The sequence below is a fragment of the Sulfolobus sp. B1 genome, assembly GCF_007050195.1.
Taxonomy (GTDB): Archaea; Thermoproteota; Thermoprotei_A; order Sulfolobales; family Sulfolobaceae; genus Saccharolobus.
This window is the reverse complement of sequence record NZ_QIMI01000003.1, coordinates 16843-33890: the sequence shown is the minus strand read 5'-3', so window position 1 is coordinate 33890 and position 17048 is coordinate 16843. Positions and strand designations below refer to the sequence as shown.

The 17048-nt window shown below is 38.8% G+C and carries 10 protein-coding genes and 1 CRISPR repeat array; of the genes, 8 read left to right on the top strand and 2 right to left on the bottom strand.

Annotated elements, in window-relative coordinates; translation table 11 throughout:
- The 5 genes from DMP16_RS00530 to cas6 form a co-directional block, all read left to right on the top strand.
- On the top strand, nt 1–2435 hold a 2435-nt coding region (locus DMP16_RS00530), incomplete at its 5' end, for an HD domain-containing protein (RefSeq protein ID WP_143576810.1).
- A gap of 6 nt (nt 2436–2441) precedes the next feature.
- Complete coding sequence (locus tag DMP16_RS00525; RefSeq protein WP_069281288.1) at nt 2442–3056, top strand: RAMP superfamily CRISPR-associated protein; 615 nt, start codon at nt 2442–2444, stop codon at nt 3054–3056.
- A gap of 6 nt (nt 3057–3062) precedes the next feature.
- Nucleotides 3063–3968, top strand: a complete 906-nt coding sequence (locus tag DMP16_RS00520; RefSeq protein ID WP_069281287.1) for an RAMP superfamily CRISPR-associated protein — start codon at nt 3063–3065, stop codon at nt 3966–3968.
- Nucleotides 3965–4693 (top strand): RAMP superfamily CRISPR-associated protein, encoded by a 729-nt coding sequence (locus DMP16_RS00515; protein WP_069281286.1) that lies wholly within the window; start codon nt 3965–3967, stop codon nt 4691–4693. Before DMP16_RS00520 ends, DMP16_RS00515 begins: the two co-directional genes overlap by 4 nt.
- On the top strand, nt 4690–5484 hold the full coding sequence (gene cas6, locus DMP16_RS00510) for a CRISPR-associated endoribonuclease Cas6 (protein WP_231961185.1): 795 nt from the start codon (nt 4690–4692) through the stop codon (nt 5482–5484). Before DMP16_RS00515 ends, cas6 begins: the two co-directional genes overlap by 4 nt.
- Before the next feature lie 471 nt (nt 5485–5955).
- On the opposite strand, the gene DMP16_RS00505 is transcribed toward cas6, so the two are convergent.
- Both DMP16_RS00505 and DMP16_RS00500 read right to left on the bottom strand, forming a co-directional pair.
- A complete protein-coding gene (locus DMP16_RS00505) occupies nt 5956–7002 on the bottom strand; it encodes a TM1812 family CRISPR-associated protein (RefSeq protein ID WP_221929521.1) in 1047 nt (348 codons plus the stop codon).
- A gap of 66 nt (nt 7003–7068) precedes the next feature.
- On the bottom strand, nt 7069–7311 hold the full coding sequence (locus DMP16_RS00500) for a TM1812 family CRISPR-associated protein (RefSeq protein ID WP_069281285.1): 243 nt from the start codon (nt 7309–7311) through the stop codon (nt 7069–7071).
- Nucleotides 7312–9551: 2240 nt separating this feature from the next.
- Nucleotides 9552–13421: direct repeats of the CRISPR family, unit length 25 nt; unit sequence GATGCATCCTTAACGGGATTGAAAG.
- 953 nt (nt 13422–14374) lie between these two features.
- Here DMP16_RS00500 and cmr4 point away from each other — a divergent pair.
- Genes cmr4 through cmr1 form a run of 3 tightly spaced genes read left to right on the top strand, consistent with a single transcriptional unit; the run spans nt 14375 to nt 17042 of the window.
- Entirely contained in the window at nt 14375–15193 is an 819-nt protein-coding gene (gene cmr4 / locus DMP16_RS00495; RefSeq protein ID WP_069281284.1) for a type III-B CRISPR module RAMP protein Cmr4, read from the top strand.
- Nucleotides 15194–15204: 11 nt separating this feature from the next.
- Nucleotides 15205–15714 (top strand): hypothetical protein, encoded by a 510-nt coding sequence (locus DMP16_RS00490; protein WP_069284492.1) that lies wholly within the window; start codon nt 15205–15207, stop codon nt 15712–15714.
- On the top strand, nt 15711–17042 hold the full coding sequence (cmr1, locus tag DMP16_RS00485) for a type III-B CRISPR module RAMP protein Cmr1 (RefSeq protein WP_069281283.1): 1332 nt from the start codon (nt 15711–15713) through the stop codon (nt 17040–17042). The genes DMP16_RS00490 and cmr1 overlap by 4 nt, the downstream gene beginning before the upstream one ends.
- Nucleotides 17043–17048 lie beyond the last annotated feature (6 nt).

Sequence of the window (17048 nt, the reverse complement as noted above, 5' to 3'; positions counted from 1 at the left end):
GTGAAATAGCTGATAACGATGAGAAGAAAGCAATTGATATATACGCTGACGTACTGTCCTTCCTATATAAGATGCCAATGCTATTTTCATACTCACCTTATACCTCTAGCAATTACGTGTTCAACGCCTTTGAATACTTCTTCATCTACGTAATTTTTAGGCACTTGGAGGACATCAGTTCATTAAAACTTGAAGATGTTTTTAAACAGCTAGAAAGTAAGAGGAAGGAATACGATAAGCTAATCACTTATATTGTAACCTCAAGTGATATCAGAGAGATCTATGAGGCATTGCTTTACACTCCAGCTGACACCAGACCGGGCTATAACTTCACTTCCCTCGTATCACACTTACAGCTTTCCTCCTTACTAACCTGGGCTTTACAGCCAGAGTCAGTTGACCTAAACTACTTAAGAATAGCAGGACTCCTCCATGATATTGGAAAGCTAATTAACCCCAAACATCACGTTACAGCCTCATCTGAAATCCTTAAAAAATTAATTGAGAGTGCTGACAAAGCCGGCTTATGCATGGGCGAATCATTAGATAAGATAAAAGATTTGGTTGAAAAGCATCACACTAGAGCAGAAAACGTTCTAAACATGGCAGATAGGTTGGCTGCATCAGCAGATAGGTTAAGTGGTATAGTCAATAGATACCTCAAGGAAATTCCTATGGGAGAATGTTATAACGATGCTAACTCTTACGACTGCATTGAGAAATATGGTAAAGAGAAGTATGAAGAGGCCAGTAAGACTTTATTTAAGCGTATAGTTGGCGAGACCCTAGAGTTGAGCAGGTTCACTAAGGATTCTAAGTTCTTTGAGTTTCTGAACACCCAAGAGGTCAAGAGGTCTGAGGAAAGGAAGTTGGGAAGCCCTAAAGCCTACCTAGTCTACATAGACTTCCCCGGTATCCAGAAGTTCATAACCAGCTTCCCTAATTTAAGGGATATGTCGTTTGCAAGCACATTAGTCGATTTCTTAACCTCAGTCTACGCCTTCATACTCATTGATACTGAGTTCAAAAACCTTGGAAAATCCAGAATACCTGCAGAGGCATTACTAAGTGGATATGGGGGTCACTCGTATATTGTAGTGAGAAGCGATCTAGGCAAGGACCAAATTAAGAAACTATTTGAGAACGTCATTGAGCCAATTGACGTTAAGTTGGACGTGAAAATAGTCGATTTCATTTATGAGGACTACGTTAAAAACTTCAACGAAGTATGGGCTGAGATTTCATCGCAACAGTACGAGAAGTATTTAATCAACTTTGACGAACAGATTTACTCCTTAGGTCTTCATGAAGTCTGCACTAGCTGTGGGATTAGACCAGCTATTGATAGGAGTGAAGACGATTTACTCTGCGAGAGATGTAAATTCGTTAGGGAACTCTCAAAGCAGAGAGGTTTTGTAGCTAGGGTTAACGCGAATTACTTGTTAGACGGGACTCCAGTCAGACCTTTAGAATACGCTCAAAAATATCTCGGTGAAGACTACCCAGTCAAAGCAATGGAGTTCATAGCTGGTTATAAGAAAAAGGAGGACAATAAATACGTAGCCTTAATAAAAGCTGATGGGAATAGGGCTGGAGTAATCTTTATGACGAGTGTGACTTTTTCAGACTACATCGATAGGAGCTTCAGGCTAGACTATGGAATAAAGAAGTCGTTCTACGAGACGATATCTGAGCTAGCTAGAGTGAATAAAGACTTGGCGAGTAGGGTATTATCTGGTGTACTATATCTAGGTGGGGACGACGTTATGATATTAGCCCCATCAGTGGTTTCCATACCATTAGCTACTAAACTGTTTGAGAGAGCGGAGAAGAACACTGGCTTCACCTTCAAGGTCGGGGTAATATCAGTCAAGCCAGACCATCCAGTACAGTTCGCTTACCACGCGGTAAACGAGTTAATGGAGAGGAGTAAGATAGAGGACGCTAATAAATCTTCAATATCGTGTCTAGTCTTCTCATCAACACTGGCATCAGAAGGGGTGATTAAAACTGAGCTCTCTAAATACAGTGCCATTCCCTCTAATGGAAACAAAAAGTCATTCCTCTTGGTGTCAAACGATTTAGATGAGGTGAAGGAATTGTTAGACCTAATAAGCAATAAGCAAGACGTTTTCAGCTTCATATCACAACTATACGATAAAGACGCAACGAAGGAAGCAAGGGAGGAAGCGAGGAAGGAAGCGAGGGACCTAATCAGACCGCTAGAAGATGTAGTGAGTTACGCAGATACATTGTACGGCACTGACAGATACTTCTACGAAACAGTAGCTTATATGGTAAGAAAGAGGTTTAGGAGTGATGACGAATATACGAAGAGACTACTGACACTACTATTGAGTAAGATAAATAAGAACGTCATCCCACTTTACGATTTCTACTTCATGTTAAAGACTATAAGAGTAGGTATAGGGTGAAGAAAAGTGGAGATCACAATACTCTTAAAAAACCTCACCTCTTTGACAATTGCAGGAGGGAGTACAATAGGCATAGTCGACATCCCATTTAACGAACTTGGGATCCCCTCCTCATCGTTAAGAGGAGTGATGAGGACAGCGGTAAGTAACCTATTGCCAAACGGGTTTACATCCTGTGGTGAAATAGAGCCTAATAGGATGAGAAAGGCACACGGCTCCTCCCCTTGTGATGTATGTAGACTTTACGGTTACCCAGACTCGAAAGATGGGGGATGCTTCACCATCTTAATGGACCAAGTGGTAGAGGAAAAACACTTGATAACGAGGGTATCAATTGATGATAAGACACAAAAGGCTAAGGACGGCTCACTGTTCACCCAACAGATCATAAAGCCTGGTAGAGAATTTAAGGCTAAAATCATTTACAGATGTGAAGACGATATTAAGCTGTTTAACCTATTACTCTACTCACTGTCCGCATTAAGGTATTGGAGGTTAGGGAGGAACGCTATGGTAGACGTTAAGGTCTTGACTAAGAAAGAGGAGGTATGTAACAAGGTGAAGTGTAACGACGAGACTGAAAAACTGCTTGATTTTCTATCAGATTACTTGTGGAGGTGAAAGTCCGTGGACCTAGCGTTATTAAAAATAACTGTAAAAAGATACATAACGACCCAACTGAGAAAGGTCAAAAACTACTACTTCTCAACAGCTGACTACATCCCATCCACAACGTTAAGGGGTGCTATTCTGGCAGAGTACTATTACCAAAAAGGGAAGATAGAGGAGGACTTCTTCGTATCCCCAGCTTACCCCACAAACACTTTACCTTCCCACTACTTCAGCCCAGCTAAGGAGAGGAAGGGCAAAGACTTCATTGAGGCTAATGGCGTTTTAAACGAAAAAGAGAAGGTGATAGGGGAAGGGAGAATATCTGAGGCAATGAAGGTAGAGGGTAAGCCTAAGATTGGTGCCCTAATAACTTATAAAGGTGATGAGAAAGACCACCACGTCTATCAACAGTTCTCAGCTGAGTCTACAATACAAATGCACGTCGCAATAGATAAGAAGAGCGTATCGTCATACCAAGGGATGTTATTCGCTTACGAGTATAAGAAATTTGATGAACTTTGGGCTTTAGCTAAGCCAAGTGAGGTCATAGACTTGGTCAAAAGAGTAGGCATAGGTAGGAGTAAGAATAGGGTGGGGAACATAGCTGAGGTCAATAAGGTAAGGGAGATAAACCTAGATGATCCAAAAGGTTTATCCTACTGCCTATCCCAGTGCCTCCCATCCCTTTTCGGTAAGAAGTTCTTCGACGCTAAAACTATCATAGGGGAGACATCACTTTACACAGGCTGGTTTACTACTGACACAATATCCGGGAATAAGCCAGTCTTCAAAACCCTGAAGGAGGGCACGTTAATATACATTGATGAGTATTATGACTCAAGGATTATGGCTTCAGGCTTGAACTTCATCCTCAAAATACCAGACCTAAAGTACTTACTAGATAAGGTGAGAGTACAATGACAGAAGTCTATATATATAGGTTAAAGTTTAACCTGCCAAACGGTCTGAGGATAGGGGGAGTATACGATACTACTGAACCATTAAGGTTAGGTAGTGAAGAGTACTTAATCCCCTCCAGTAGCCTCAAAGGCATGTTCAGAAGGGTCACAGAGATCATAATGGGTAGCCCAGAACACTTCAACCAGCACGTGAACAGCAGTAACGTATATAGTAAGTATAAAACCTTAATAGATGAGTGCAACCAACACCCTAAAAAATGCGTTGACGATGTTGTGAGAATAGCCGTAGCTAAGGGAATAACTGATGAAGAGGAGTTCAATAAGCTCTACAACCAGTACAACTGCCCCATCGAAAGGCTATATGGAGGGGACTACTTCGCTGGTAGTATAACTATATCTGACGTGTTAGTTAAGGCAAACATAATCCAAAGACCTCACGTAGTCATCGATAGGAAGTCCAGGACTAATCTGGAGAGGTTTTTATTCAACGAGAAGATCCTCGACTTGAGCTCAATTGAGGTCATGGTGATTGTAAGGGGAGAATACAACTATATTCCTTGGATGAGGACGCTAAAGTTCATGAGGGACGTAGGTACTTTCATAGGTAACAGCAAGTCTAGGGGGATAGGGTTCATACAATTGGACGATAAGGAGAGCAGTGTGGCAAAAGTTTACTCACTATTAGATAAGCCAATATTCAAACCGTTAAGTGATGAGCTGAAATGATGATATATTCTATGAAATTCGAGGTCGAACCAGAACATGACGTCCTAATCCCACCCTTTACCTCAAAGTTAGGAAGACAAATCCTAGTCAACATGAGTAAAAGCTACTCAGAAATAGTCCACGACCCTAGGCCTTACAAGCCAGTAAGGGTGAGTGTAATTAAGGACATAAATGAAAGACCAATCTTTTTTACCGGTAAGGAAAAAGTCGTGTTAAATGGTAGAGCGAAATACTACTTCACTTTTTCCTTCATAGGTAACAGTTTTTTTGAAGAAATACTCCAAAACCCACAACAAGTATTGACTTTTTGGCAGACCAAGTTCAGAGTCCAACTGGTTGACGTCAAGATAACGGAAAACGTTGAAATAGAGGACGCGAGGCTCTATAAGATTTCTTTCCTAACGCCAACACTATTACAACCAATAAGACCTCCAATCAAAAGGAAGAAGAACAGGTTCATTTTATTCCCTTGCGTCCCCTACTTGATCTCCTCAATACTGAGGCACTGGAACTCTAACAGTGATGAAAAGATAAGCAACGTCCTAAGCTCTAAAACGTTGTACTACTTTAGGGAAGTGGACTATAGGCTAAGGCCTATAACAGCCTATTATGGGAATAAGCCAGTCAGGGGATTTGTAGGGTGGACTATATATCAACTATCAGCTAGGAAGAACAGTAAACTAAGAGATAACATCAGAAAGTTATTAGGTTACGCGAATTACCTAGGCGTAGGTAAGAGTAGGGCTATTGGGTTTGGGGAAGTTAAGGTAACCCCTCTGACACTGTCATAATCATCTCTGTAATACAGTGAAACTCCAATCTGATATTCTTAAATTCTATTCCCTGCTAGTCTGGTCTCGGTAATACGGTGAAATGGAAGCAGAATTAATTATGGTTGAAGTTTTCCGTGTCGTTCAAAAAACTTTTATCTTTAAAGTAAAATATCATAATAATGTGTACTAACAAAGGAAGGACAAGCCTCGCCCTTTAAGGTGGGGAGGAGGTAAGTTACCGTTTCCCCAAAAAATCAGTTAGGTACTAACTACTGGTCGTGATGAGACTCCCCGTGGCATAATCATCCATCCTGTCAACCCAGATATACAACAGAGATGAGCATTCCTCCATAGCTAAACTGGTTATAGTAAAGGTCCTATGTAGAGGTTAATGGTAACGCTGACCAATAAGATATTTCCTGCTACACGTCAAGACTGGGTAAAACGGGGACATAACGCGGTCTACCCCCATTTAAGGCTTTGCCTAGACTACTTCGAAAGGAATTCCTTAACTTTTTCCCAACATTTCCCGTACGATAGGAATATGTTCTCCTTGCTCACTTCATTAGTGACTTTAATCTCAACGATCTCCTCTAGCAGCCCTCCGTGGGCTATGAAGTTCCTCTTATTATCTTCACTTAAGACTTCCTCACATCCTTGGGCCTCTCCGGTGTTAGATTGAGTACACATAGGGTATATATCCTTATAATTCACCTTGCCCTTACTAGCTATCATTTCTGCATTATCCCTCACGCAATTGAACAACTTGTCGAGCTCACGTATGATGATAGAGGACGAAGCCTCTGATATGAGCTTGTATACTATGTCAGTTATGTCCCTGAGTAGCTTTACGCTCACGTCCCCATTTACGTTGAAGTTGTCCTTAATTGTCCTCATCAAGAGCTTGAGGTAAGTGTCGTTCATCTTCTTCACTCCCTGCCCTATGAGGTTGTAGTCTACTCTCAACTTCCCCTGTTCCTCACTTAACTTCACTTTACTGTAAATCTCGTCTAGCTTAGGGATCTTTTCGTTAAACTCTTTTAGGAAGTATACGAGGGCTAGTGGAGCGTTATAGTTTAGGGTGTTGTAAGCTATACGCAGTTCGTTGTTACTCAGCTGGTCAAGTGCCCTTATGCTAGGCTTAGCGTCACTGTACACTTTAGCCATTAAGAACTCGCCGATGGTCTTGGGGATGGCGTTGTAGTAGCTAACCTTTACCTTAGTCTCTCTCTGCTTTACCGAGAGTATACTTGCTAAGTCCCTAGCTAATAGCTGTGTCATTATCGTGAAGTAGTTGATCCCGTGCGTAGTGTCGACGATTATTTCCTCCACGTTTTGGTTTATTTTCTCGTAGAGCGCTACTAAGCCCACTGAGTACATGAAGTCGTAGTCGGAGGTAGAGCTGAACGAGGTGTAGTATGGTGTAGGTTCACTCTCTAACTTGATCTCTATGCGTGAGGGGAGTACTAGGACTTCGTGATTTTTTATCCCTAGTTTAGAGACTATGCAAGAGATATAGTTACGGACCTTTTCCACTAGGTCCTTGTAGGAGCCTATCCTCTCGGTTGGCCACGTCTTCAGATTGTGTATTAGAGCTGCGTTTTATACTAGAGTATAGTTTTTCATTTTCGGCACACGACTTAACGTCTTCGTGTATCTTAGGTTTTGGGCTAGTGAATCTTGTACGAATATGTAGAACTTCTCTATGTCACTAAACATTTCGCTGATCAGCTTGAGTGAGGATATCGATTCAACGGGCTCTTTATCCGTCTGCTCGCCAAAGTATTTCACTTTTCTCCATGCAGAAGGGTCTCCCCAGGAGGCAATTACTATCTTATTACCCATATTTTTTCATAATTTATATATAGAGATCTACTTAATCAATGTTACTTAAATCACCTTTGCTCTAGGGTAAGGGGCTGACAATCTCTTAAGTACTACCACGACTACGGTTTATCTATGAGGCTGACCTTCTCCCCTTAGAGCGGTTCACTGGTTTACCACCTTCACCACTTCATAGCTAGTGGGCTTTAGAGCACTCTTCAAGCAATGGCTTGAGTCTTCAGTCATCTTTTAGTCTTCCCTCCACATACATTAAGTTACAAGCATTACGGATTACAGTAATTCAGTACCCTTGGGTCAATTACCTTATCTAGAATTTCCAGTTTCCCCTCCCTTCCAGAAATTCTTCCCTTAGTCTATCGCTTATTATCTTAAAATTCGAATTTAATTTTTCTTCGCATTTAACGCAGCATTAGGAGACTGAAATTTATTCGAGTTTCAAAATTACTTTCGTATATCCTGCTAACGTAATTTCGTAACTTTTGCTCTCCCCCGTCTTCATTTATCGTAGGTACTAGTGGAATGAACACGGCAGCCCTTACGTTCTGGTTTACCCACTAACTATCTACCAATTTGGTATTCTACGCTATTATGTAGGTAGTATTTCGTAAAAAACGAATTTATTTACTGCTTTATCAATTTCTTATGTTTATAGCGTAGTCCTATGTACCCCTGCTTAATGGTATACTCTTATATTTTTCGATTTTCTTCATAAAATTATAAAATTCCTCGGCCAGAGAGAACCTTAACCGATTCCCGTACCTTCATACTTCTGCGTAGGTTTCGTTTATCCTCCTCTACTTTCCTCAACCACTTCAGATAGACGTCTCTCCTCCTGTAAGGTATATTCCTATAACACTGGATACGCTGATTACAGAATAGCGGTTCGTTCTATTTCCAACCCCTAAGCTCTTCTGAAATATTTCCTAGGTGTTTAGCGTATATTTGGTCTAAAGTAAAGAACATTTATAAAGATAATACCAATTCATGTATGAAGCGTCTGGCACCGGGATAAAAAGGTATTCATATTGCCCCTTAATTATCTATATCGTAATATATACCAGAGAAAGGAAAATGAGGCCAAATTACGGCAAAGAAATAGATTAAAGATAATAATATATTAAAACTTCCTATAAACCTCTTTAAGAAGCCTTCATTCTTTTTCAGGAAAATACAACGCTTCCCCAGATTTTGTGTTAAGATTCCCAAATTTTTGGTCTCCTTTAGGTATAAAGGAATCCCATAACGTATGGAGAGATCATAAGCTTCAGATAATGTTCTTTTCTGTTAGAGGAGAGTAAAAATAAAGTTAAAGAGATTTCTTTACTATCCTATAAGGTTGTCTACACAGACGAGGTTTGTGGACAACAATTTTGTCCACTTCAACTTATGTCAATAGATTTCGAGTAAATTGTGTTGAAGAATATTTTTAGCCATCTCGTTATTGTGTTTCTTGTTGAGTAAGGTGAGTGTTAGGAAATCAAACCCATTCATCTACTCGTCCCAATAGATGAGTTGCCTCACACGAAATACTTTTCCATCTAAAGAAAATTCAATTTATATCAAAACAACCAAATTGTTGTCCACACACCACAAAATGGAAATATTTTTTACATCCCCACCTATGAAGCTTTCCTCAACTATGAAAGAAAAGCAAAAGATACAGAAAAATATGGGTAAAAATTATTGCTAATTCACGTGTATAGTATATATAAAGTAAAAATTATTGCTAATTCACGTGTATAGTATATATAAAAGGGGGAAAATATAGATTTATTTAGATATAAGAAGAATAGATTTTATATCCTAATAAAACCTTTTTATTCTAACGTCAATCCAATTTTTACGTTACAACGCGCTTATTTAAGCCTCTTTATAAACATAACTATAACGTAGTCTTAAAAATCGTTTTATATATTCTATCATTTTCAATAAATCTTTAAACGTCTTATTACGATGTAACAACCCTAATGTACGTTAATTCAAACAGTATTTATCCGTCTTCATTAAGTGGTTTAAAAGTGTGAAAGTATGAGTCTCAATGCGAGAGTTGCGATAATCATTTGGTGAATTAAACGTTTATAAATTAACCCAAACTTTCAAATAAATTAAAAGTCCATGCGAGGGAAAAACGTTAAAGACTATTACTAGGAAAAACCCTCGCATGATAGGGGAAGGTGAGTAAAGTAAAATTTATTATAGGGGAAGGAGAAGATAAGGCATAGGGGTTAATAAACAAATCAGATGCATCCTTAACGGGATTGAAAGTTACGTGGATATGATTTCCCATTTGATCCGCTGGAATGATATGATGCATCCTTAACGGGATTGAAAGTTATTGGGACAAAAGAGGAAATTCAACAGTTTATAGAAGGATGCATCCTTAACGGGATTGAAAGAAAATGTCAGAGAGTTTATAAGTATACGCACTTTGAATATGATGCATCCTTAACGGGATTGAAAGATAATGCAATGAAAGATGTAGCTTCTGTCGTTGGCCCAGCGATGCATCCTTAACGGGATTGAAAGTTATTATAAAATGGAGGGCAAAGATCTAGATTATATTAGGATGCATCCTTAACGGGATTGAAAGTCCTTTTTTTATTAAGTGTACACTGGGGAGTAAACAAGATGCATCCTTAACGGGATTGAAAGAGGGAAGGAGTCACTATATAGTCTGAGGGTTTACCTTGATGATGCATCCTTAACGGGATTGAAAGCTATTTTTTATCCCGTGCCAGAGTTCCTGCAGGTTCTTTGATGCATCCTTAACGGGATTGAAAGAGATTTCGCAAGATTTCGCATAAGATCACAAGAAATCAGATGCATCCTTAACGGGATTGAAAGGTATAACAGTTTCGGTGTACCTTCTGGCGATGTATCTGGGATGCATCCTTAACGGGATTGAAAGACATCTTGAAGTTTAAGGGGTTAATTTTCCATAGGTTTGATGCATCCTTAACGGGATTGAAAGTTAATCTCTTTATTGCCGAAAAGACCATGTCGTGAGTAACGATGCATCCTTAACGGGATTGAAAGTTAAGCCTTTTTGAAAAAATCGAAAAATTAGTTTTTTGATGCATCCTTAACGGGATTGAAAGTATAAGCTCGCTCCTAGTGATGTTACGTTTCAACGCTAGGATGCATCCTTAACGGGATTGAAAGTCTAATACGTACTTTTTACCCTTATCCGCACCTTTTAGATGCATCCTTAACGGGATTGAAAGAGAGCAAATATATCAAACCCTTCCCTAGGTCTTACTCTCAACGATGCATCCTTAACGGGATTGAAAGACTCCATATTTCTCTTTAAACTTCTCAGCTATCCTCTTGATGCATCCTTAACGGGATTGAAAGAAATGTCCAATAATTTTCCTATTACCAATCACTGACTTTAAGATGCATCCTTAACGGGATTGAAAGTCATTTGTTTCACCCTTATAATAAGGTAATAATCTTTAGATGCATCCTTAACGGGATTGAAAGATTGATTCGATTGCTGGACTCCTTTCCTTATCTCGCAGATGCATCCTTAACGGGATTGAAAGGAGATTGGAATGATAAAGTATAAGATCAGTGAGATATTGATGCATCCTTAACGGGATTGAAAGGGTTCACAAAATTTAGGGGGCACATCAAGAGAAAAATAGTGATGCATCCTTAACGGGATTGAAAGCTAAAATCTAGGGGCTCATAACGAATAATATTCATCACAGATGCATCCTTAACGGGATTGAAAGACGTAAACGTTGAGCTCATCTTTAACTACTAGCCTTTTGATGCATCCTTAACGGGATTGAAAGGCCCATCCTCTGGGATCCTTAATGTTAATAGGGATGGATGCATCCTTAACGGGATTGAAAGCAACACATTAGAAGACTATGAAGTGTTAGAAGAGAATATGATGCATCCTTAACGGGATTGAAAGTCATGACAGTCACAGCCAAGCTCATAGCTCTCTTTGTGATGCATCCTTAACGGGATTGAAAGGTATAATTTTGTAAAAACATAGGTCTAAAAAATAGTGATTTGATGCATCCTTAACGGGATTGAAAGATCTCTGACATTAAGTTTGTAGACCAACACATTTTGTTTACTGATGCATCCTTAACGGGATTGAAAGGTCTTTTAGTTAACTTGTGACCTGTGAACTCTGCAAGATGCATCCTTAACGGGATTGAAAGTTGTTAAAGGTTCTTGGCTAAGCGCTATTAGTATGTCCGGATGCATCCTTAACGGGATTGAAAGTATCTCAACAGTTTCACCATCTCTCATTAGCCACCCTGATGCATCCTTAACGGGATTGAAAGAAAGAAATTATGAAAACGTATATTAATAAACCTTTTATAGATGCATCCTTAACGGGATTGAAAGTATCGTTCTTGACTACGGTGCAGACCCAGCATCCAAACGATGCATCCTTAACGGGATTGAAAGTAAACTATTTTCAGTTTATTAACATCTGCGTATAAAAAAAGATGCATCCTTAACGGGATTGAAAGTAAAAAGAATTCATAGCTGTTACTGGGTCTGCTCTCATCAAGATGCATCCTTAACGGGATTGAAAGAGGATTTTTTGTTTAATTTGGGTTTGTGTGGTTTGAGACTGGATGCATCCTTAACGGGATTGAAAGAATAGAAATCTTTTGTATAAAAAGTTTATATCATATTTTTTTGATGCATCCTTAACGGGATTGAAAGATTTCTTCTAAAATCTTTATACTATAGAAATTGATTTTTTGATGCATCCTTAACGGGATTGAAAGACATAAGCAACATTGTGACTCTGTGCCCCATTCGGTATGGATGCATCCTTAACGGGATTGAAAGAACTGTGTGCTCTGCTGAACTAGAGCAAATGTTTGTTTACTGATGCATCCTTAACGGGATTGAAAGGTTTACAAAATTGTATGGCAATCATACAGCTTATATGAGATGCATCCTTAACGGGATTGAAAGTCAATTTTAACATTGGTAATCAGTGACATATAATAGACGATGCATCCTTAACGGGATTGAAAGTATGTACTTGTATTTTTGCTAAAGCATAATATTGTGGCTTGATGCATCCTTAACGGGATTGAAAGTGCTTATCCTCATTTTCCCACTTTAGTAATCCCAGTTCACGATGCATCCTTAACGGGATTGAAAGCCTAGGAACGATAGACCGTAAATTACATCAAAGATCCCGATGCATCCTTAACGGGATTGAAAGTCTCTCTTTCCGTAAACTTAGTAACGCTAGGTGGATCTGATGCATCCTTAACGGGATTGAAAGTTATAGTTTGATTTAGGTAAAGGAATGTCTCACCACCTGATGCATCCTTAACGGGATTGAAAGGTCCCCCATGCCCTATGTATGTATTCCTTATACGGTTCCGATGCATCCTTAACGGGATTGAAAGATGCCATCAGTTACGAGGATCAGTGTCCTTATCTTCCTCGATGCATCCTTAACGGGATTGAAAGCTAAATTGTTCCAACCCATGCTATTCCTGTGTCTGCTCAAGATGTATCCTTAACGGGATTGAAAGTCACTTTGTTATTTGTTGTACAAATTGGCTAAGAACACGAGATGTATCCTTAACGGGATTGAAAGAATTCCTGGATTTGGGGATCGATTTGTGCTTCACACATTTGATGCATCCTTAACGGGATTGAAAGTCAAATTTTATACTTTTACCTTCTTTTACCAAAAAAACTCTGATGCATCCTTAACGGGATTAAAAGTTAGATTTATAATTTTATTCCCTATTTCCGCAGTACTTTTTCGATGCATCCCAAACGGGATTGAAAGGTAGCTTACTATGTTGAAGGAGTTGGAGAATTAAAGATGCATCCCAAACGGGATTGAAAGCCAGTAGGCAGTTGAACATATGCTGTTATTGCGTAAAGATGCATCCTAAACGGGATTGAAAGCCGAAGAGGTCAAGTCCGAATGTGGACTCAAGTAGAAGAGATGCATCCCAAACGGGATTGAAAGCTTATTAGCTTATAGATATCGTCTACTGTTAAGTTGTCAAGATGCATCCCATAAGGGATTGAAAGACAAAACTTGATACATTGAAGTAAACTGGGAATATACTACGATGCGTCCCACAAGGGATTGGAAGATATAACACTTCCCCATAAAAAATGGTTCTCTGATTCTCTCGATACACGAGAAATATAAAGATGAATCGATGAAGTAAACTATCTAAGGGGAAAAGGACAGTTAACATGACTGACAATCAGATAAGGAATAGAGTTGTGAAGAAGAGACAGTTGAGTGTGCACTCTTTGGTGGGGGGAGACTCTTCAAGTTTTTAGCCGGTTTAAAGATGTATTATAAAAAGGAGAAAGAGGTTTAATTCTCTAATTGTCTCAGTTCCGTAAACCTAGTTTATTAGTTGAATGGTTGTAGTAAGAGGAGACAATGAATAACTAGTATTTTGTGGTGAGGTTTGAGTTTGTATAAGCCGTCATAATACGAAGTAATTTATTGTTTTGGGAATCTAATAGTTAAGTTACGAAAAAGCTAATAAGTTAACAATTATTACGTATGTGGTCAAGTTAGGGGGGCCGTATACAGATTAAGGGCTTAGGGTACGTACCTTAGAGTAATAATTGTCACCTTAAGTGGAAGTATAGATGATAATTACCCTTTACTCATCAAGTTAGCTCAAATATGATGATAGTAATGAAAAAGATACAGCTTTCATGACTTATTGAGCAATGCAATCTGAAATGAAGAGGAGATATACAAGATTTAATAGTCTAAAAATGCTCGCAGTGTTCTCGGAAGTGAAGATATTTAAGAGATGTAAATTAGCCCAAGCGTAGGCGATTGACGGCTATCGCGCGTACCTTGAGGTGTACACAATGTAGTGTATAGGTGATGTCCTTAAAGGAGGTGGGAGTAAATGGGCTAGCATCGTTTACACGATATAATAGTACTACGTCCGCATGTATGGAACTGAGACTAATAAATATAAAGTTGTTTGTGATAGATCTCATATTAAAGGGTCAGAAATTCATTAACTAGGTTCCATAAATGTTTATATTATCCTTTGTAGAGTAAATAATAATGGGGTCGAAGTACTTATTTCTTTCCTATGCTGTAACGCCAGTGCATGTAGGTGCTGGGAGGTCTCCCGGAGTAGTAGATCTACCGTTCCAGAGAGACTCCATGGGGTACCCAATAATCTATGGTTCAAGTTTTAAGGGAGTGTTAAAGTCCCACCTTCTCCAGAAGAATAAAAAAGATTTGGCTACTTGTGTTTTCGGGAGCGAGACAGAAGATACCTCTAACATGGGAAAATTTATATTAACGGATCTCATACCAATATTATACCCCACAGCTAGCTTAAATGAAGGTTACGTGTATATTACTACTGAGTATCTGATTAATAGGGTGGAAGACCTTTTAAGTGTTCTCGAATGTGACTTTAAATCTCTATATAAAGAGGATAACGAGGATAAAAGTAAAAGTATAAGCGTACTCCTAGGCAGTGTGAGTAGTAAGAAAGTACTTACTTTAACTGACGAGATCAGAAACCTTGGTAAGCTCATTAGGGAAAAGAGCTACGTACTAGATAACGAGATAGGCTTACAACTCGTAGAGTCCTCACTAATTAGAGTTACAAGAAACGTGCTTGTAGATAAGACTAAAAAGTCTAACAATATCTGGACCGAAGAGTACATACCCCACGGTACAATATTAATAGGAGGAGTTATAGATGGGGATAGAGAGAATAGTGTATGCGAGGATCTTATTAAAAGTGGTAATGACGTTGCCAAGCAGTTTCTGGAAAATTTTAACAACAAGGCGGTATTCATAGGAGGTAAGGAGACTATTGGAAAGGGTCTTATAAAGATGAAGGTAATAGAATGTAAGAAGTCTTAAAGGTGAATTTCATGAATAATGAGTACGTTAAATTTGCGGCTGATATTGGTAGGAAAGTAGTAGGATGTGTAGCTAGTGACGAAGGTAAAAAGAGCGAAAAAGCAAACGCTTATGAGCAAGATAAGAAGGCGGGTCTGGTGAGGAGAGCAGTTGATTTCCCTTCCCTAATGCTTACAGCCGGTTTTTCATCTGCATTTATGTTCTACCTCTCAAAAGTAGAAAATTACAAAAAACTAAAGAATGTCTTAAAGTATATAGAATCTGATGACAAGAAATCTCTTGAAGATATGTGCGATGAGGTAAAAAAAGATGAGGGTGTGGGTTATACTGGGTATATATCAATCTTGATCAAAGCGCTAAAGAAAATAGGTAAACCTATTCCTAACCTTGACTCCTTATCTGACGATAAGCTTTATACTGAGCTTTTGAACATAACTGATAACGTTGACTTTAGGGATGAAAGGCTACTCTTACCATATTTATATGAGTTGAAAAAGGTATTGGAGGCGTTACCATTATGACCATAGATCCAAAGTCCCTACTAGATTCTCTAAAACAGGAAGTGAATAATTACTACGAGAAAAGGGTTGCCGCAAGAATCAATTTTAAGTCTGTGACTCCTTGGTGGGGAGGAGATTATGAGGGGCATACTTCAAGTTGCGTAGATGAGGACGAAATAGTGGGCAGACTCAGGTGGTTCCTCAGAACGGTCTATAATAGGTTCTCAGCTAATGATCTAAGTAGTTATGATGAAGCTGAAGGATATGTATCTAAAATTTTGGGCTCTACTAATAATGCATCTCAATACATGTTTAAGGTGAAGGACTGTGAATCAAGAACGCAAAATTATAAATACTCAGACTTAGCAAGGGTAAAATTAGTATTAATGGGGAAGGACGATAAGCAAGATTATCTCCCATTAGATGAAATGCATTTTATGTTAGAGATCTTGAGGACGTCAAATAATACGAGTTATGACGAGTTAATTGTCGGGGGGACTTTAATCACTTTAGCATATATAGGGATAGGAAAGGGGGCTAATAGAGGATTTGGTAGGTTCCTTCCACTGAACTGCAACCTCCAGGTCGCCGATAATATATGTAAAAGCATAATCAGCGGTGACATACAGCAAGCCTTCAGAACCTTTTATAACAATTTTAATAAGAATGTTAAGACCAATAAAGTCAACAAATGGGAAAATTCAGCAGTACCGTTAGCACCTTTAGTGGACAAGAGTAATAATGAGGCGGTGGACGTGATAACTAATACTCAGTGTAATAAGAGCGATGTAATTATTGCATTAAAAATAATTCAAGATGCTTTCTTAAAGTCAAATTTCAAGATATATGTATACCGAATAGAACATAAAAACGATCGCAAAAAGAAACCGGCTCCATATATACATACGTGGATCTTTGGTCTTCCCAGAAATGTGGGAGACACCGGTTACTTTAAGGATAACGGGAAGCATCTTACTATGTTGAGAAGGCAGTCAATGTTCATAGTTACACCCGTCAAGAAGGATAATTCCTATGATATATATATATTACCGTTCTTATCGTTTTATGATAATTTGAATCAAAGTAAAGAAATTGTACACATAGGTAAGCACAAGAAAACAGGGAAGCATAGACTTAAAGTAGCTGATATAATTTCGTCAAAAGTGGATAAGGATGAGATCTGGTACAATGTTGAACTACGGCTTGCTAATAAGAAGAGTAATTTATCATTTGGGAATTCAAATGTGAACTACTACGATGATAGGTTGAAAGGTCTTATACAAAACTATACAAGGGAGCTATTGAACTTAATAAAGAAAGATTTATGTGGAGGTAGTAATACTCAATAGCCTCGT